Raw genomic sequence first — 16,145 nt, 5'->3', positions numbered from 1 at the left:
TCCGCACATCGGATTGTCAGATTTGCGGCGTGATGTCCGAGACTCCGCTGCTCTTCGCCGTGGGCGTGTTCCTGGCCGCCCTCGGCCTGCTCATTGCGCTGTTCAGCCCGGAGCTGGCCCACCGTATCGACGCGCTCGCCGCGCGCTCCACCGCCGGGCTCCGCCGCCGGTGGTCCCGTTCGCGGGACCGCCGGCGCTTCGTTTTCGTCCCCCGGAAGTGGGTCACGTCACAGGACTCCTTGAAGATTCAAGGGAATGCCGTTACGGTGAAGGAGGTTGAATCGTAAACCAACACGTCCCCAAGGAGTTCATCATGGGTCTCTTCAGCCGCAAGAGCGAAGCCACCGCGACCGCCGCCACCACCGCGCCGTCCGCCGACCTGGCGCACCTGACCGGTGAGTACACGATCGACCCCACTCACAGCGAGGTCGGCTTCTCCGTGCGCCACGCGATGGTCACCACCGTGCGCGGCCAGTTCGCGGAGTACGAGGGCAAGCTGCAGCTGGACGGCAGCAAGCCGGCCAACTCCTCCGCCGAGGTCACGATCAAGGTCGTCAGCATCGACACCAACCAGACCCAGCGCGACGAGCACCTGCGCACCGGTGACTTCTTCGACGCCGCGACCTACCCGGAGATCAGCTTCCGCAGCTCCTCCGCCGAGCAGGTCGACGACGAGACCTACCGCATGCACGGTGACCTCACGATCAAGGACACCACCAAGCCGGTCTCCATCGACTTCACCTACAACGGATCGGCCATCGACCCCTACGGCAACCTCCGGGTCGGCTTCGAGGGCTCCACGACCGTCAACCGCGGCGACTGGGGCCTCACCTACAACGCGGCCCTCGAGGGTGGCGGCGTCCTGATCAGCGAGAAGGTCAAGCTGACCTTCGACATCTCCGCGATCAAGGCGGCCTGAACCCGCTGAAGCCGCCGTCCCCCTGTCGCACGATGGAGGGGATGGCAGTGGACGAGACGGCCGGCACCGCCGGCACCGGGCGCCGCCGCTCCGCACTGCGCGGCGCGGCGGCCCGGGTCGTCGTCCCCGACGTGCGTGCCTGGGTGCGCTCCACCCCCGGGACGCACATCTGGCTGCTGGTCCTCGCCACGACCAGCTGCGTCATGGCGGCCGCCCCGCCGGAACTGCGGTCCTTCCTGCTGCAACAGAACAGCACGAACCTGGCGGAGCTGGACTCCCGGCCGGTCCGCGCGCTGCTCGGCAGCGCGCTGTGGACCGAGTCCCCGGCGGCCTTCGGGCTCTACATGCTCTGCTTCGAGGCCGTCCACGCCCCCGCCGAGCGCTGGCTGGGCACCCGGCGCTGGCTCGGCGTCGCCGCCCTGGCCCATGTCGGGGCGAGCGTCCTCAGCCAGCAGGCCGTCCTGCTCGGCATCCACGCCGACCGGCTGCCGGCCTCGCTCGCCCGCACCGTCGACATCGGCGTCAGCTACGGGCTCGCCGGGGTCGTCGGCGTGCTCGCGCACCGCGTGCGACCGCCCTGGCGGCTGCCCTACCTGCTCGCCGCCGCGGGCTTTCTCGCGTATCCCCTGGTGACCCCGGGCCGCACCTACACCGACCTCGGGCACGTCATCGCCCTGCTGATCGGCCTCGCGTGCCGCGGGCTCACGCCCCGGGGAAGAGCCGCTCCAGGACCAGGGCGATCCCGTCCTCGCCGTTGGAGGCCGTGACCTCGTCGGCGGCCGCCTTGAGCAGTGCGTGGGCGTTGCCCATCGCGACGCCGTGGCCGGCCCACTCGAACATCGGCAGGTCGTTGGGCATGTCGCCGAAGGCGATGGTCTCCGCGGCCGTCACACCCAGCCGGCGGGCGGCCAGCGAGAGCCCCCGGGCCTTGGACAGGCCCAGCGGCAGCAGCTCCACGATGCCCGTACCGGACATCACGGCGCTCACCAGGCCGCCTGCGGCCGCGGTAGCGGCCTGCGCGAGCTCGTCGTCGCTCATCCCCGGGCACTGGATGTAGAGCTTGCTGACGGGCGACGCCCACAGCCCCTCCACGTCCTCCACCGCGCCGCCGACCGGCAGCTCGGAGTCGAACAGCCGGTAGCCGGGGCCGAGCACGATGTCGCCGTCCACGCCGTCGAGCGCCGCCGCCACGGCCAGCCGGCCGGTCTCCGCCTCGATCTTGGCCAGTGCCGCACGGGCGGTCTGCCGGTCCAGCGTGACCGAGGTCAGCAGCCGGCGCTCGCCGGCGTGGTAGACCTGCGCGCCCTGCATGCAGACGGCCAGGCCCTCGTAGCCGAGGTCCTCCAGGACGCGCACCGTACGGGCCACCGGGCGGCCGGTGACGACGATGTGCCCGGCACCCGCCGCGACGGCCGCGGCGAGCGCCTTGCGGGAACGTTCCGAGACGGTGTGGTCGGGACCGAGCAGCGTGCCGTCGAGATCCGTCGCGACCAGACGGTAGGGGAGCGGAGAGGTCACTTGGCGACCGGCTCCAGCACCTCACGGCCGCCCAGGTAGGGGCGCAGCACCTCGGGGACGCGGACCGAGCCGTCGGCCTGCTGGTGGTTCTCCAGGATGGCGACGATGGTGCGCGGGATGGCGCACAGCGTGCCGTTGAGCGTGGCGAGCGGGCGGGTGCCGTTCTCGTCCCGCAGCCGCACCGACAGCCGGCGGGCCTGGAACTCGGTGGTGTTCGAGGTCGAGGTCAGCTCGCGGTACTTGCCCTGGGTGGGGATCCACGCCTCGCAGTCGAACTTGCGCGCCGCGGAGGAGCCCAGGTCGCCCGAGGCCAGCTCGATCACCCGGTAGGGCAGTTCGAGCGAGGTCAGCCACTGCTTCTCCCACTCGAGCAGCCGCGCGTGCTCGGCCTCGGCGTCCTCGGGGCGGGTGAAGACGAACATCTCCACCTTGTCGAACTGGTGGACGCGGATGATGCCGCGGGTGTCCTTGCCGTACGAACCCGCCTCGCGCCGGTAGCAGGGCGAGAAGCCGGCGTAGCGCAGCGGCAGCTTGGACGCCTCGATGATCTCGTCCATGTGGTACGCGGCGAGCGGGACCTCGGAGGTGCCGACCAGGTACAGGCCGTCCTTCTCCAGGTAGTACACGTCGTCCTCGACCTGGCCGAGGTAGCCGGTGCCGGCCATGGCCTCCGGCTTGACCAGCGTCGGGGTCAGCATCGGGGTGAAGCCGGCCGCGGTGGCCTGTGCGACGGCCGCGTTGACCAGGGCCAGCTCCAGCAGCGCGCCGACGCCGGTCAGGTAGTAGAAGCGCGAGCCGGAGACCTTGGCGCCGCGGTCGACGTCGATGGCGCCGAGCAGTTCGCCGAGGTCGATGTGGTCCCTGGGCTCGAAGCCCTCACCGGCGAAGTCGCGCGGGCTGCCGACGACCTCCTTGACGACGAAGTCCTCCTCGCCGCCGACGGGGACGTCCGGGTGGACGATGTTGCCGAGCTGCAGCAGCAGGCGCTGAGCCTCCTCGGCGGCCTCGTGCTGCTCGGCGTCGGCGGCCTTGACGGCGGCCTTGAGCTGCTCGGCCCGCTTCAGCAGCTCGGCCCGCTCCTCGCCCTGGGCCTTGCCGACCAGCTTGCCCAGCGACTTCTGCTCCGCGCGCAGCTCGTCGAAGCCGGTACTGGACGACCTGCGCCGCTCGTCGGCGGAGAGCAGGGCGTCGACGAGCGCGACGTCCTCTCCACGGGCGCGCTGGGAGGCGCGCACACGGTCGGGGTCCTCACGAAGCAGGCGAAGGTCAATCACGGGAACAGGCTACCGGTGCGCCGGGTGCGGACGCGACAAGTTAAGTGCTTTATGGGGCGTTATGTCCGCTTCGAAAGGGGGTCGCGGGAAATGCCGTACGGCCGACAATGGCGGGTCGGTTACCGTCAACCGAATTCTTCGCGTCCCTCCGGGGAGGGCATGTGGCCTGTGGACAAAGGCAGTTGGGGCAGGTCCGGAGCGGAGGGTTATCCACAGGGGGAGGGGTTTCCCCGTCACTTGTCCACAGCGGGTGTGGATGGGCTGTGGAAGATGGACTTGATCATTCCGCGGGGTGGGTGCGGGGGCATGGATTCCCGGTCCAAACCCTCTTAACACTCACTTTCGAGTGAGAACTCTTCCCTCTATCGAGTTGTTCGAAGGTATTGGGATGACGAATGATGACCTGGGGGCCTGTGGACCCACTTGGCGCGAGTGTGCCGATTTGTCGATCTGGCGGTTCATTGGGCGACTTGTTCTGTCGACTTATCCCCAGCCCGCGGCAGAGGCCTGTGGATAACCCGGTGGACAACCGAAGGGGCCACCGGTTGTTCACCGGAGGCCCCGTGAAGCGGCGCGCGAACGCCTCAGACCCGCCCGTCCAGGGCGCGGCCCAGCCAGTCCGCCGCGGCCGTGAACTCCTTGTCCGTGGTCCCCTTGCGCTGCTGCGGCGGCACCTCGTCCGCGCGCGGGTAGGAGCCGAGGAAACGCACCTGCGGGCAGATCCGCTTCAGGCCCATCAGCGCCTCGCCCACCCGGCGCTCGGTGATGTGCCCCTCGCAGTCCACCGAGAAGCAGTACCGGCCGATCCCCTCACCGGTGGGCCGCGACTCGATGCGGATCAGGTTCACCCCGCGCACCGCGTACTCCTGCAGCAGTTCCAGCAGCGCGCCGGGGTGGTCGTCGCCCAGCCAGAACACCGCCGAGGTCTTGTCGGCGCCGGTCGGCGCGACCGGCCGGGCCGGACGGCCGACCAGTACGAAGCGGGTCTCGGCGTTCGCCGCGTCGTGGATCTCCGTGGCCAGCGGCTCCAGCCCGTACGTCGGCGCCGCGAACTCACCGGCGAACGCCGCGTCGTACCGGCCCTCCGCCACCAGCCGGGCGCCGTCGGCGTTCGACGCCGCCGACTCCCACGCGGCCTCCGGCAGGTGCGCCGACAGCCACCTGCGCACCTGCACCTGGGCCGCCGGGTGGCCCGTCACCGTCTTGACGTCCCCGAACCCCGTGCCCGGGCGGACCAGCAGCGCGAACGCGATGCGCAGCAGCACCTCGCGGTAGATCATCAGCGGGGAGCCCGCCGCCAGTTCGTCCAGCGTCGCGGTGATGCCGCCCTCCATCGAGTTCTCGATGGGCACCAGGGCGGCCGCGGCCTCCCCGCAGCGCACCGCGTCGAGCGCGGCCTGCACCGAGACCATGGGCACCAGCTCGCGGGTGGCCGCCTCCGGCAGCGTCCGGAGCGCGGCCTCGGTGAACGTGCCCTCAGGGCCGAGATAGGTGTAACGGCTCGCCGGCGACATGTCTGTCAGCCTAGGCCCTGCAACGGCGCCCTTCCTCAGGACTCCAGCAGCCGCTGGCCCACGTACTCGCCCGGCGCCGCGCCGCCCGGGACCGCGAAGAGCCCGCCGGCCTCGTGGCGCAGGAAGCGCGACAGGCCGTCGCCCCGGTCGAGCTTGCGCTGCACCGGCACGAATCCCTTCAGCGGGTCGGCCTGCCAGGCCACGAAGAGCAGCCCGGCGTCCGGCGCGCCGTCGTCGCGGTAGCCGTCGTGGTACGAGTAGCCCCGCCGCAGCATCGCCGCGCCGCTGTTGGAGGCCGGGGCGGCGACGCGGACGTGCGCGTCGGCGGCGATCGCGAAGGCACGGCCGTCCGGGCCGATCTTGTCGAGGTCGGGCCTGCTCGCCTCGGTGCCGCCGGACAGCGGCGCGCCGTCGGCCTTGCGGCGCCCGATCACCTTCTCCTGGCGCTCCAGGGGCAGGTTGTCCCAGGTGTCCAGCAGCATGCGGATGCGCCGGACGACCACGTAGGAGCCGCCCGCCATCCACTGCGGGGAGCCGGCGGCGGGGACGAAGACGCGCGCGTCGAAGTCGGGGTCGGAGGGCCGCGGGTTGTTGGAGCCGTCGACCTGGCCCATCAGGTTGCGGGCGGTACGGGGCTCGGCGGTCGTGCCGGGCGTGCGGTTGAAGCCGTTCATCTGCCAGCGCAGGGAGGCCGTGCCCGCGGCCTCCTTCTGCAGCACGCGCAGCGCGTGGAAGGCGACCAGGGCGTCGTCCGCGCCGATCTGGATCCACAGGTCGCCGTCGCTGCGCCGGCGGTCGAGCGCGTCGGAGGCGAAGTCCGGCAGCGGGGCGAGGGCCTCCGGCAGCCGCCCGGTCAGCTCCGTCCTGGTGAAGAAGGTACGGCCGAAGCCGAAGGTGACGGTGAGCGAGGACGGCCCGGCGTCCAGGGCGACCTGGTTGTCGCCCACGGGCGCCCGGCCCTCCGTCATCGCCTCGGCCGCCGCGGACCAGCGGCGCAGCAGGGCCGCGGCGCCCTTGCGGCCGGACCCCGCGGCCAGGTCGAAGGCGACGAGGTGGCCGCGGGCCTGCAGCGGGGTGGTGATCCCGGCCTGGTGGGTGCCGTGGAAGGGGACGGCCGTGGCGCCGACCGAGGTCAGCGCGGTGGCCTCGTCCCGTGTCGCATGCGCGGTGACGGCGCCGGAGGCGCCGCCCACGAGCAGTCCCGCGGCGCCCGCCGCGCCCGCGGTGCCGAGCAGCCGGCGCCGCGAGAGGTCCTGAGGGCGGTCGTTCATGAGCCGATCTTCACTACCTTGGTGCGGGTGACCTGGTCGATGTCCGAGGTCCGGACGGTGACGGCGATCGTCCACTCCCCGGGGACCGGGATCTGGACGTTCGCGGCACTCCAGTGCCCCGTGTCGACCTTCCCCAGCGTCACCGGGATGGGCCCGATCTTCTTGGACTTCAGGGTGAAGGAGATCTGCACCTCGGGGACGTCGAAGGCCCGGCCGTCGGGGGCGGTGACCAGCAGGTGGAGCTCGTTCTCGGCGATGCCGCCCGGATCCATGGTCACCTCCGCCTCGCCCTTGCCGTCGGTGCCCCCGGTGTCGAACGGGATCCTCACGTCCAGCGGCTCGGGCACCTCGGACACCGGTGCCGACGCCTGCTGCGCCGCGCCCTCCTCGGCGGCCCTGCCCGGCTGGGTGCCGGTCAGCAGTGTCGTGACGGCCAGCACCACGACCGCGACGGCCACCTCCGCCAGCACCGACTTGCGCAGGCCGGTGCGCTCGGCGTCGCCGTCGCGCTCCTTGCGGGCGCGCTCCTTGGCCAGCGCCGCCTCCTGCCGGGCCAGCTGCCCGGCGCGCTCGGAGGCGTCGCCGCCCCCGCCGCCCGCGCCCTTGCGTCCCGCGGCGACGGGCTGGGCGACGGCGGCCGCCCTGCCGCGGACGGCCGTCTCGCCGAGCCGCGCGGTCCAGCGGCGGGACAGCCAGGCCAGCTCCACCAGCAGGATGACCAGGCCGACCTTGACGAGCAGCAGTTGCCCGTAGCCGGTCGACACCAGCGCGTCCCAGGAGCCGAGCTGACGCCAGGACTGGTAGACGCCGGTGACGACCAGGGTCACCACCGCCCCGAAGGCGATCCTCGAGAATCGCCGCACCGTGGCCCGCTCCACCCGATGCCCGCCCCACAGGGCGGCCAGCAGCGCGGTGAGGCCGCCGAGCCAGACGGCCATGGCCAGCAGGTGCACGATGTCGACGGGCATCGCCACCGACGCCTGGATGCCGACCGAGGCGTGCTCGGCCATGGCCCACGTGGCGGCCAGGCCGACCGACACGACCGTGCCGCCGATGGCCAGGCCCCAGGCGAGGTCCTGCCGTTCGACCGGGTCCTCCCGCTTGGCCCAGCTGCCGAAGAGCACCGCGATGAACACCGCGCCCGCGGCGAGCAGCAGCAGCCGGGACAGCAGCGCCGCGCCGGGCCGGGTGTCCAGGACGTCCCGTACGCCGCCGAGGTCGAAGGCGTCGCCGAGCGTGCCCCCGTTGGCGTAGGGGGCGCGCAGCATCAGCAGCAGTATCGTCGCGGCGACCATCGTGGCCCAGCCGGTGGCCACCAGCCGCCGCATCGGCCGCGTCCGCGCGCCGTCCGGCCAGCACACGCCGATGAAGAACGCGGCGCCGATCAGCAGCGCGAAGCCGAGGTAGGCGGCGTAGCGGGCGATGTCGTACAGGGTGCCGACGGCGCCCCCGCCCACCTCCTGGGTGGGCAGCGCGACCGAGGTCTTGGAGGGCGCGCCGATGGAGAAGGTGAAGGCGCCCGCCACCGGGTGGCTGTCGGCCGAGACGGCCTTCCACGCGACGGTGTACGTGCCGTTGCCGAGGCCCGGGCGCAGGGCGACGGCCGCGGTGGTGTTCCCCCGGCCGGCGTCGTTCGCGTCGCCGGTCTCGGCGCGCTCGCCGTCCGGGCCGAGGACCCGGATGGCGTCCCTCGACAGCAGCACGCCCTCGGAGAAGGTCAGCCGCACCTGCGCCGGCGCGGTCTTGACGACCGATCCCTGGGCCGGGTCGGAGCCGACCAGCGCGGCGTGCGCGGACGCCGGCGCGGCGGTGCCGAACAGCAGGCCGAGCACGGCGAGCGGCACGGCCAGCAGGCGCAGCGCGGACTTCGTCATCACCCTCATGGCGCTCTCCTCAGTCCCCCGGGCGGTAGCCTGCGGGCTTGACCGGTACCCGTACGTCGATGGTGTCGGCATCGTCGAAATGCAGCCGGAGCGACACCCGCTCGCCGGCCACGGGCTTGTGCTCCAGGTCCGTCAGCATCAGGTGGTTGCCGCCGAGCGCGAGTGTGAGCCGCCCGCCCGCGGGGACGGTGAACGAGGTCACCCGGCGCATCCGGTTGTCCTCGGTGCTGTGCAGGGTGATGTCGCCGGACAGGTCGCTGGTGACGGAGGTCAGCCGGGCGTCCCGGCCGCCGGTGTTGGCGACGGTGAAGTAGCCGGCCGCCATGTCCGCCAGCGCGGGCTGCGGGATGTAGGCGCCGCTCACCTTCAGTTCGGGGCCGTCGGGCGACCCCGAGCAGGCCGTGGCGCCGAGCAGCACCAGGGCCGCCGCCACGGGGATCCGCCGCAGGGAGCGGGTCACGGGGTCCGCCCCGCGATGATCTTCGGCAGGTCGGCGGCGAACTCCTCGGACGTCGTGCCCGACATGTACAGCGCGTGCGCCTTGTCGTCCTTCGGCGAGTACGCGATGACCTGGGCGCCGTGCGTCACGGTGATGCTGCCGTCCTTCTCCTTCACCGGCTTCTCCACGTCCACGCCGAGCGAGCGCGCGCCCGCCTCGATGGTGGCGAAGTCGCCGGTGAGGCCGACGAAGGACTTGTCCTGCGCGCCCAGCCACTCGCCGAGCCGCTTCGGGGTGTCGCGCTCGGGGTCGGTGGTGACGAAGACGACGACGAGCCGGTCCTGCTCGGCCGCGGGCAGCTTCGACTTGGCGATGGCGATGTCGCTCATCGTCGTCGGGCAGACGTCCGGGCAGTGGGTGTAGCCGAAGAAGAGCAGGGTCGGCCGGCCCTTGGTCCGCTCGGTGAAGTCGTACGTCTTGCCGTGCGTGTCCGTGAGGACCATGTCCGGCTTCTCGAACGGCGTGTCGAGGACGGTGGCGGCCTTCGGTGTCGCGTCGATGGAGACGACGGGCCCGGCGCCGGAGGCGTCCGTCCCGCCGTCGGAGCCGCCGCAGGCGGCGAGGGTCAGGGCGAGAGCGGCGACGGCGGCGGCCGAGGCTGCCGCCCTGAGGGTGGTACGCATCAGGGGTTCCCCAGGAATTCGGTGCGGCGCCGGGACGGCCGCGGTGCGTGCGCGGCGGCCGCCCCGGCGATGGTGCGTCAGGCGGACGGAGTGCCCTTGCCGCGGCGGCGGCCGGCCACCACGCCGAAGGCGACGCCGAGCACGCCCACGACGATGCCGACGATGCCGAGCACCCGGGCCGTGGTGTCACCGGCGTCGGCGGAGGCGGCCTTCTCGGTGGCGGCGTCGCCGGTGGCCGAGACCGCCTCGGCCTTGGCGTCGTCCTTCTTGTCGTCCGAGGTGGCGTCGTCGTGGCCGTGGCCGTCGTCCGCGGCGTCGGCCAGGGTCAGCACGGGCGCCGGGTGCTCCGGCTCCTCCTCACCCTTCTGCTGCTCCTCGATCCAGCGCACGACGTCCTTGTTGTCGTACGTCTGCAGCGCCTTGAAGACCAGTTGGTCGGTGTCCTCGGGCAGCGGGCCCAGGGAGACCGGGAACTGCTGGAACTCGCCGGGCTTGATCTTCCCGCCGCTCCAGGTGATCTTCGTGACGGCCTCGGTGAGGTCGCCGTGCCCGGTCTTCAGCGGGGTCTTGAGCTTGGTCTTGGTGATCTGCGCCGTCCAGCCGGGCACCGGCTGGACGGAGACGGAGGCGATCGGGTGGTCGCCCGGCAGGTTGACCTCGACCTTGATCGTCGACGCCTTGTCGTCCTCGTTGGGGACCTTGAACGCGACCGTGCTGTAGCCGCCCTTGGCGGCGTTGCCGGGCTGGACGCTCACGTGCGCGAAGGCGGGGACGGCGGTGGCGAGGACGGCCGCCCCGGTGACGGCGGCGAGGGCGGTGGCGCGGCGCATGACGGTGTTCATGATGCGGAGACTCCACGGTGACGGAGGAAAGGTGGCGGATGGCACGCGTGCGGCGCGCGCGACTTCCGCCCTCATACGTCGGTGGAGCGGGTCGCGTTCAGGCCGCGAGGGCGTGCGCCGGCGGACCCCGCCGGGCCAGGCTGTGCCGCAGCAGCACCGTGCGCGGCACGGGGGCGGAGCCGTCGGTGCGGCCCGCGCCGGGGACGGCGCAGGGCGTGGCCGGGCTGCCCGTCAGCAGCAGGCGTACGAGCGCGACGGCATGGCGCAGGGCGCCGCCCGACAGCTCGGCCAGCCCCCGGACCGACAGCGCGACCAGCCGCCACAGCGCGGCCTCGCCGCGGCGCAGCAGCCAGCCGGCGGTCACCGCGGCGACCGCGTGCCCGAGCAGCATGGGGAGGCTGTAGGAGAGCATCGTGCTCTCGGCGGCCGCGGGGGACATGCCGGGCATCACGGCCATCCCGGGCATACCCGCCATGTGGCTCGTTCCGGCCACGGTGTGCACGTGGGAGGGCAGCTCGGTCACCCGCTCGTCGCAGAGCAGCCGTCCGGCGATCTCGGCCACCCCGCCGCCACCGCAGATCCCGCCCAGGTTGAACAGCACGTGCAGCACGAGCTGTCCGCCGGCGAGACCGGTCGCGATGGCCGGTGTGGAGCGCTCCCTCCCGGCGAGCGGGGTGGCGAAGGCGAAGACGGCGAGCCAGCCCGCAGCCAGCGTCCAGCCGGGTACCCCGTGGCCCGACGCCAGCATGTGCGCGCCCGCGGACAGCACGACGCAGACCGCGGTGAACACCGCGGCCCGCAGCAGTCGCAGATCGGCGCCGGCGCGCACGGGAGAAGACATGACGGGCGTCATCCTCTCACCGCGCACCCCTCTTGCGAACGGCGGGGCCCGGAACACGCCGGTCTGTGCTATGGCGTCCGGTGCCGTTCCTACACCCGCCTGTGGAGCGGGGGCATCCGCCGTATGGCTGGCATCACGTCAACGCCACGCTTACCGACCGTGTTTCGGGGCAATACGTATCGGTATGTCGAGCCGCAGCCAGGAGGCTGAGCATGAGCATCTGGTGGTCCCTCCATTTGCGGCGCGAGGCTGCGAGCGTTCCGCTCGCCCGCCGGCTCCTGCTGGGGACGATGGAGACGGCCGGGGTGGACCCGGACATCTCCTACGACCTGTCCGTCGCCCTCACCGAGGCCTGTGCCAACGCCGTTGAGCACGCCGCCCACGGCGAGTACCGGGTGACGGCCCGCATCGAGGGCGACCGTTGCCGCATCGAGGTGGCGGACTCCGGCCCGGGCTTCGCCCCGGACCTGCGCCGTACGCACCACTCCGTACGCCCGCTGGCGAAGAAGGACCAGCACGCCGAGCACGGGCGCGGACTCTTCCTGATCGAGGCCCTGGTGGACCACGTCCACTTCCACAACCGTCCCGGACACGGGGCGGTGGTCAGTTTCGACAAGATCCTCAAGTGGCGGGACGACTCGCTGCTCAAGGTCTCCTGACGCACGGAGGCCGGGGCCGCACGGAGGTCCGTGCGCCCCGGCCGTCCGTCCGGGTGGCGGGGTCAGCCCTTGAGGGCCGCCATCCAGCGCTCGACCTCGTCGGAGCGGCGCGGCAGGCCGTCGCTGAGGTTCCGGTTGCCGTCCTCGGTGACGAGGATGTCGTCCTCGATGCGGACGCCGATGCCCCGGTACTCCTCCGGCACGGTCAGGTCGTCGGCCTGGAAGTACAGACCCGGCTCGACGGTGAGGACCACGCCCGGCTCCAGCGTGCCGTTGACGTAGGTCTCCGTGCGGGCGGCGGCGCAGTCGTGGACGTCCAGGCCCAGCATGTGGCCGGTGCCGTGCAGCGTCCAGCGGCGCTGCAGGCCGAGCTCGAGGACGCGCTCGACCGGGCCCTCCAGCAGGCCCCACTCGACGAGCCGCTCGGTGAGCACCCGCTGGGCGGCGTCGTGGAAGTCGCGGTAGGCCGCGCCGGGGCGGACCGCGGCGATGCCGGCCTCCTGGGCGTCGTACACGGCGTCGTAGATCTTCCGCTGGATGTCGGTGTACGTGCCGTTGACGGGCAGCGTGCGGGTGACGTCGGCGGTGTAGAGGGTGTGGGTCTCCACGCCGGCGTCGAGCAGCAGCAGGTCGCCGGGGCGGACCGGGCCGTCGTTGCGCACCCAGTGCAGGGTGCAGGCGTGCGGGCCGGCCGCGCAGATGGAGCCGTAGCCGACGTCGTTGCCCTCGACGCGGGCGCGCAGGAAGAACGTTCCCTCGATGTAGCGCTCGGAGGTCGCCTCGGCCTTGTCGAGGACCCGGACGACGTCCTCGAAGCCGCGGGCGGTGGAGTCGCAGGCCTTCTGCAGCTCGCCGATCTCCCACTCGTCCTTGACCAGCCGCAGCTCGGACAGGAACTCCTTCAGCTCGGCGTCGCGCTCGGCGGTGACCTTGTCGGTCAGCGCCGCCTCGATGCCGGCGTCGTAGCCGCGGACGACCCGGACCGGGCCGGTGGCCTCGCGCAGCACGTCGGCGACCTTGCGGACGTCGGCGCACGGCAGGCCCAGCAGGACCTCGCCCTCGGTCAGGCTGTGGCGGCGGCCCGTCCACAGCTCGCCCTGGCCGTCCAGCCAGAACTCGCCGTTCTCCCGGGAGGAGCGGGGGAGCAGGTAGGCGGTGGCGTCGTGAGATCCGTCACCGTTGGGCTCCAGGACCAGGACGGCGTCCTGGGTCTGGTCGCCGGTGAGGTGCACGTACTCGCTGGCGGCACGGAAGGGGTACTCCGTGTCGTTGGCGCGGGTGCGCAGGTTGCCGGCCGGTACCACCAGCCGCTCGCCGGGGAAGCGGGCGGACAGCGCCGCGCGCCGCTTGGCGGCGTACGGTGCCTGCTCGATCGGCTGCAGATCGCGCAGCTCGGTGTCGGCCCAGCCGGACTTCATCACCTCGGTGAGCTCGTCGGAGACGGCCGGGTACAGGCCGTTCTTCCGCCGCTTGATGGGCTCGTCGCCTTCCGGGGTCTCCGGAGCGCGGTCCTCGACCACGTCGTGCCTCCTCGCTGTAGACCACCCCATCGTAAGTGGGCGCGGAAGACGGCCGGCTGCGGTCCCCGCCGGGGCTCAGTCGAAGCGGGCGGCGAGCAGGACGACGTCCTCGGTCGGGTGGGGGTCCTCGTGGTCGTCGGGGAGCATGGTGTGCAGGACGTGCTCCGCCAGCTGCGCCGGGTCGTCCCGGGCGCTCCGCGGGGCGGACGCCGCGGCCGCGTGCAGGCGGGCGAAGGCGCGGTCGACGGGATCGCCGGTGCGGTGCAGCAGGCCGTCGGTGTAGAGCAGCACGGTCTCGCCGGCCAGCGCCCGGAACTCGACGCTGGGCGCCTCCCAGCAGCTGAGCATGCCCAGCGGCGCGGACAGCGAGGTCTCCACGTACTCGACCCGGTGCGCGCCGACGACCAGCGGGGGGCAGTGCCCGGCGCCGGCCACCACGACCTTCCGGGAGGCCGGCTCGGCATAGGCGAACAGTGCCGTCGCCGACCGGGCGGGCTCGGTCAGCCGCAGCAGCAGCTCCAGGTCGGAAAGGACCGCGACCGGGTCCTCGCCCTCCATCACCGCGTACGCCCGCAGCGAGGCCCGCAGCCGTCCCATCGCGGCGACCGCGCTCATGCCGCCGCCGCTCACCCCGCCGACCGACAGCCCCAGCGCCCCCTCGGGCAGCGGGAGGGCGTCGTACCAGTCGCCGCCGCCCCCGGCGGCCGGGCGGTGCCGCACGGCCAGCCGGACCCCCGGGACCCGCGGCAGGCGGGTCGGCAGCAGCTCCTCGCGGAGCGTGGCGACGGTGGCGCGGCTCCGGTCGAGTTCGAGCAGCCGGGCGAGATGCTCGGCGGCGTGGCGGCAGTACAGGCCGATGAGGTGGCGCCGGCGCTCGCCGGGTTCGGCGGGCTCGTCGTAGAACCACAGTGCCGAGCCCAGCCGGCCGGCGGAGTCGGCGGAAAGGCGCAGGGCGTAGCTGGCGCCGAAGCCGAGGCGCAGGGCGACCTCGCGGTGGCGCCGGCCGATCCCGGGCTCGCGGCACAGGTCGGTGTGGATCTCCTCCGCGGGCACCGCCTCGGGTGCCGCGGGCAGCGGGACGGTCTCCAGCGCGCCGAGTTCGGCCGGTCCGAGACCGAGGCCGACGACGGTGGGCGGACCCATCCGGTCGACGGGGGAGACGGCGGCCAGACCGCGCCGGGCGCCGACCAAGGCGCCGCCGGCGCGCAGCAGTTCCCGCAGCGCGTCCTGCAGCGTCGCGGTCCCGGCCAGCCGCTCGGTGAGCTCGTGCAGGGTGGTCAGGTCCGAGACCCAGGAGGCCAGCCGGTCCTGGGCGGCCGCGAGCGGGTCGGCCGGATCCGGCGTCGCGGAATGCGCGTTCGGGTCACCCGGCGGGCATTGCTGTTCGACCGTGGGGGAGGCAGTGTGCGCCGGTGCCGGAATGGGTGGGTCGATTCCGGCCACTTTCGGTAGGCGCGCCGCGCTCATGGCCGCCGGCTTTCACGCTTTTCGTCGTGACGCGGCGACGCCTCCGCAGAGCAGCGCATTTCCGTCAATAGCATCGCAAACCCCCAAGCTCGTGCTGCGCCGCTGTCAAGGGATTCCCTTCTACCGCCTACTCGTGGGTGTGTCCAGGATTGCCCAGGTAGATGGGCTGGTGTCGGCGAGTCCGAGGAGATGCAGGACTATGGCCGAAAAAGGGCACCGCGTGCCACAATTAGTTGTCGACTGAAGGGGTTCGACAGCGCGTCATATCCGTCGCAGTGGGTACGTACGGGATGGGAGTTGGCGGCCTCAGGAACCCGGCGCCCTGCCAGGGCGTCGTAGATGGAGACGGTCGACCCTCCCTCCCCGTGGCGGGGTTGTTGCACGGCCGGCGGGACCGCACAGAGCAGCAAACGCAAGCACACGCAGCAGTTCCCAGCACTCCGCAGGACGAACAAGCGCCAGTGTGCGCCACCCCCCGCCAGGTTCCACGCTCGGCTCGAGACGTGATGCGCTGCCTCGTAAGCGGTGTGTTCCAGATTACGTTGTGTCATGGGCAGATCCCTGAGCGCTAACGGAAAGGAACGAGCGCAGATGCGCGAGATCCTCGGAAAGCGACGCAAGAGCAGTCCCGAGCTGCTGCGTGCGGCGCTCACATGCGCCGAACGGTGGCACTGGCCCGTGGTACCCGGAGCCGGTACGGACGCAGGCGGCGGATGCGCCTGTCTGCGTCCCGACTGTCCGGTGCCGGGCGCCCATCCGCACGATCCGGGCCTCCTCGCGGCGACCCGCGATCCACGGATGGTCCGCTGGTGGTGGACGCGGCGGCCGGACCAGCCGCTCGTGCTCGCCACGGGCGACCGGGTCTCGGCGGTGAGCCTGCCGGCCGTCGCGGGGGCGCGGGCGCTGGGCGTCTTCGACAAGCTGGGGGTGCGCACCGGCCCGGTCGTGGCCACCCCCACGCGCCTGGCGGTACTGGTGGAGCCGTACTCCCTGGAGGAACTGGGGGAGTTGCTCGACCGCCACGAGTGGGTCCCGACCTCGCTGCGGTACCACGGCGAGGGCGGCTACCTGCTTTTGCCGCCCTCCCCGGCCGGATCCGGCGGCACCGCGGGGGCCCGCTGGGTCCGGCAGCCGGTGGTGGACCCGGGCGACCGGGCACCGTGGCTGCCCAGTGTGCGGGTGGTCGTCGACACCCTGGTGCAGGCGGGGCGCACGGCGCCGGACGGCAGCCGGCTCTCGTACTGACCGGTGCCCCGCGGCGGGGCTCGGAGAAGGTGCGTGACGGCCGCCGCCGCGGTCGGTCGTCACTCGTTCG

General features: G+C 72.7%; 16 protein-coding genes. 5 read left to right on the top strand and 11 right to left on the bottom strand.

Annotated elements, in window-relative coordinates:
- The first annotated feature begins 29 nt into the window (after nt 1–29).
- The 3 genes from CHF15_RS21045 to CHF15_RS21035 are packed head-to-tail and all read left to right on the top strand — an operon-like array spanning nt 30 to nt 1,686.
- Nucleotides 30–287 (top strand): hypothetical protein, encoded by a 258-nt coding sequence (locus tag CHF15_RS21045; protein ID WP_143681602.1) that lies wholly within the window; start codon nt 30–32, stop codon nt 285–287.
- A gap of 26 nt (nt 288–313) precedes the next feature.
- On the top strand, nt 314–919 hold the full coding sequence (locus CHF15_RS21040) for a YceI family protein (protein ID WP_089225380.1): 606 nt from the start codon (nt 314–316) through the stop codon (nt 917–919).
- Nucleotides 920–960: 41 nt separating this feature from the next.
- Nucleotides 961–1,686 carry a rhomboid-like protein gene (locus CHF15_RS21035; protein ID WP_245938942.1) on the top strand — a complete coding sequence of 242 codons (726 nt, stop codon included), beginning with the start codon at nt 961–963 and terminating at the stop codon, nt 1,684–1,686.
- Here CHF15_RS21035 and CHF15_RS21030 read toward each other — a convergent pair.
- The 9 genes from CHF15_RS21030 to CHF15_RS20990 all read right to left on the bottom strand — a co-directional run bounded on the left by CHF15_RS21030 (nt 1,622) and on the right by CHF15_RS20990 (nt 11,184).
- Nucleotides 1,622–2,437, bottom strand: a complete 816-nt coding sequence (locus tag CHF15_RS21030; RefSeq protein WP_089225379.1) for an HAD family hydrolase — start codon at nt 2,435–2,437, stop codon at nt 1,622–1,624. The genes CHF15_RS21035 and CHF15_RS21030 overlap by 65 nt on opposite strands.
- The gene (gene serS / locus CHF15_RS21025; protein ID WP_089225378.1) at nt 2,434–3,711 is read right to left on the bottom strand and encodes a serine--tRNA ligase; all 1,278 of its coding nucleotides are present in this window, start codon (nt 3,709–3,711) and stop codon (nt 2,434–2,436) included. The genes CHF15_RS21030 and serS overlap by 4 nt, the downstream gene beginning before the upstream one ends.
- A 584-nt stretch (nt 3,712–4,295) precedes the next feature.
- Nucleotides 4,296–5,225, bottom strand: coding sequence for a prephenate dehydratase (pheA, locus tag CHF15_RS21020; protein ID WP_089225377.1), 930 nt, complete (start codon nt 5,223–5,225; stop codon nt 4,296–4,298).
- A gap of 35 nt (nt 5,226–5,260) precedes the next feature.
- Nucleotides 5,261–6,496 carry an iron uptake transporter deferrochelatase/peroxidase subunit gene (gene efeB / locus CHF15_RS21015; RefSeq protein WP_089225376.1) on the bottom strand — a complete coding sequence of 412 codons (1,236 nt, stop codon included), beginning with the start codon at nt 6,494–6,496 and terminating at the stop codon, nt 5,261–5,263.
- A complete protein-coding gene (locus tag CHF15_RS21010) occupies nt 6,493–8,379 on the bottom strand; it encodes a copper resistance CopC/CopD family protein (protein WP_089225375.1) in 1,887 nt (628 codons plus the stop codon). The genes efeB and CHF15_RS21010 overlap by 4 nt, the downstream gene beginning before the upstream one ends.
- Nucleotides 8,380–8,389: 10 nt before the next feature.
- Nucleotides 8,390–8,839, bottom strand: coding sequence for a copper chaperone PCu(A)C (locus CHF15_RS21005; RefSeq protein WP_089225374.1), 450 nt, complete (start codon nt 8,837–8,839; stop codon nt 8,390–8,392).
- Complete coding sequence (locus CHF15_RS21000; RefSeq protein WP_089225373.1) at nt 8,836–9,501, bottom strand: SCO family protein; 666 nt, start codon at nt 9,499–9,501, stop codon at nt 8,836–8,838. The genes CHF15_RS21005 and CHF15_RS21000 overlap by 4 nt, the downstream gene beginning before the upstream one ends.
- 77 nt (nt 9,502–9,578) lie before the next feature.
- Nucleotides 9,579–10,343, bottom strand: coding sequence for a YcnI family copper-binding membrane protein (locus CHF15_RS20995; RefSeq protein ID WP_089225372.1), 765 nt, complete (start codon nt 10,341–10,343; stop codon nt 9,579–9,581).
- Between the two features lie 97 nt (nt 10,344–10,440).
- Nucleotides 10,441–11,184 carry a hypothetical protein gene (locus tag CHF15_RS20990; RefSeq protein ID WP_089225371.1) on the bottom strand — a complete coding sequence of 248 codons (744 nt, stop codon included), beginning with the start codon at nt 11,182–11,184 and terminating at the stop codon, nt 10,441–10,443.
- Nucleotides 11,185–11,396: 212 nt separating this feature from the next.
- Here CHF15_RS20990 and CHF15_RS20985 point away from each other — a divergent pair, with 212 nt between their 5' ends.
- The gene (locus CHF15_RS20985) at nt 11,397–11,843 is read left to right on the top strand and encodes an ATP-binding protein (RefSeq protein ID WP_018558220.1); all 447 of its coding nucleotides are present in this window, start codon (nt 11,397–11,399) and stop codon (nt 11,841–11,843) included.
- Between the two features lie 62 nt (nt 11,844–11,905).
- Here CHF15_RS20985 and CHF15_RS20980 read toward each other — a convergent pair whose 3' ends face one another.
- Together CHF15_RS20980 and CHF15_RS20975 are read right to left on the bottom strand one after the other, a co-directional pair.
- Complete coding sequence (locus tag CHF15_RS20980) at nt 11,906–13,393, bottom strand: aminopeptidase P family protein (protein ID WP_089225370.1); 1,488 nt, start codon at nt 13,391–13,393, stop codon at nt 11,906–11,908.
- 45 nt (nt 13,394–13,438) lie between these two features.
- Nucleotides 13,439–14,830, bottom strand: coding sequence for a PP2C family protein-serine/threonine phosphatase (locus tag CHF15_RS20975; RefSeq protein WP_089225369.1), 1,392 nt, complete (start codon nt 14,828–14,830; stop codon nt 13,439–13,441).
- A 591-nt stretch (nt 14,831–15,421) separates the two neighbouring features.
- Between CHF15_RS20975 and CHF15_RS20970 the strand changes: the two genes are divergently transcribed.
- Nucleotides 15,422–16,075: a bifunctional DNA primase/polymerase gene (locus tag CHF15_RS20970; RefSeq protein ID WP_089225368.1), complete on the top strand. Its 654-nt coding sequence runs from the start codon at nt 15,422–15,424 to the stop codon at nt 16,073–16,075.
- Nucleotides 16,076–16,145: the final 70 nt, after the last annotated feature.

The organism is Actinacidiphila glaucinigra (assembly GCF_900188405.1).
Lineage (GTDB): Bacteria > Actinomycetota > Actinomycetes > Streptomycetales > Streptomycetaceae > Actinacidiphila > Actinacidiphila glaucinigra.
The sequence above is the reverse complement of the archived record's forward strand: the minus strand, read 5'-3'. Positions and strand labels throughout refer to the sequence as shown.

Excerpts from the sequence above, each read along its gene's own strand:
- CHF15_RS21040 (WP_089225380.1), top strand. The coding sequence starts at position 314 with ATGGGTCTCTTCAGCCGCAAGAGCGAAGCCACCGCGACCGCCGCCACC.
- CHF15_RS21035 (WP_245938942.1), top strand. The coding sequence starts at position 961 with ATGGCAGTGGACGAGACGGCCGGCACCGCCGGCACCGGGCGCCGCCGC.
- pheA (WP_089225377.1), bottom strand. The coding sequence starts at position 5,225 with ATGTCGCCGGCGAGCCGTTACACCTATCTCGGCCCTGAGGGCACGTTC.
- efeB (WP_089225376.1), bottom strand. The coding sequence starts at position 6,496 with ATGAACGACCGCCCTCAGGACCTCTCGCGGCGCCGGCTGCTCGGCACC.
- CHF15_RS21010 (WP_089225375.1), bottom strand. The coding sequence starts at position 8,379 with ATGAGGGTGATGACGAAGTCCGCGCTGCGCCTGCTGGCCGTGCCGCTC.
- CHF15_RS21000 (WP_089225373.1), bottom strand. The coding sequence starts at position 9,501 with ATGCGTACCACCCTCAGGGCGGCAGCCTCGGCCGCCGCCGTCGCCGCT.
- CHF15_RS20995 (WP_089225372.1), bottom strand. The coding sequence starts at position 10,343 with ATGAACACCGTCATGCGCCGCGCCACCGCCCTCGCCGCCGTCACCGGG.
- CHF15_RS20990 (WP_089225371.1), bottom strand. The coding sequence starts at position 11,184 with ATGTCTTCTCCCGTGCGCGCCGGCGCCGATCTGCGACTGCTGCGGGCC.
- CHF15_RS20985 (WP_018558220.1), top strand. The coding sequence starts at position 11,397 with ATGAGCATCTGGTGGTCCCTCCATTTGCGGCGCGAGGCTGCGAGCGTT.
- CHF15_RS20980 (WP_089225370.1), bottom strand. The coding sequence starts at position 13,393 with ATGGGGTGGTCTACAGCGAGGAGGCACGACGTGGTCGAGGACCGCGCT.
- CHF15_RS20975 (WP_089225369.1), bottom strand. The coding sequence starts at position 14,830 with ATGAGCGCGGCGCGCCTACCGAAAGTGGCCGGAATCGACCCACCCATT.
- CHF15_RS20970 (WP_089225368.1), top strand. The coding sequence starts at position 15,422 with ATGCGCGAGATCCTCGGAAAGCGACGCAAGAGCAGTCCCGAGCTGCTG.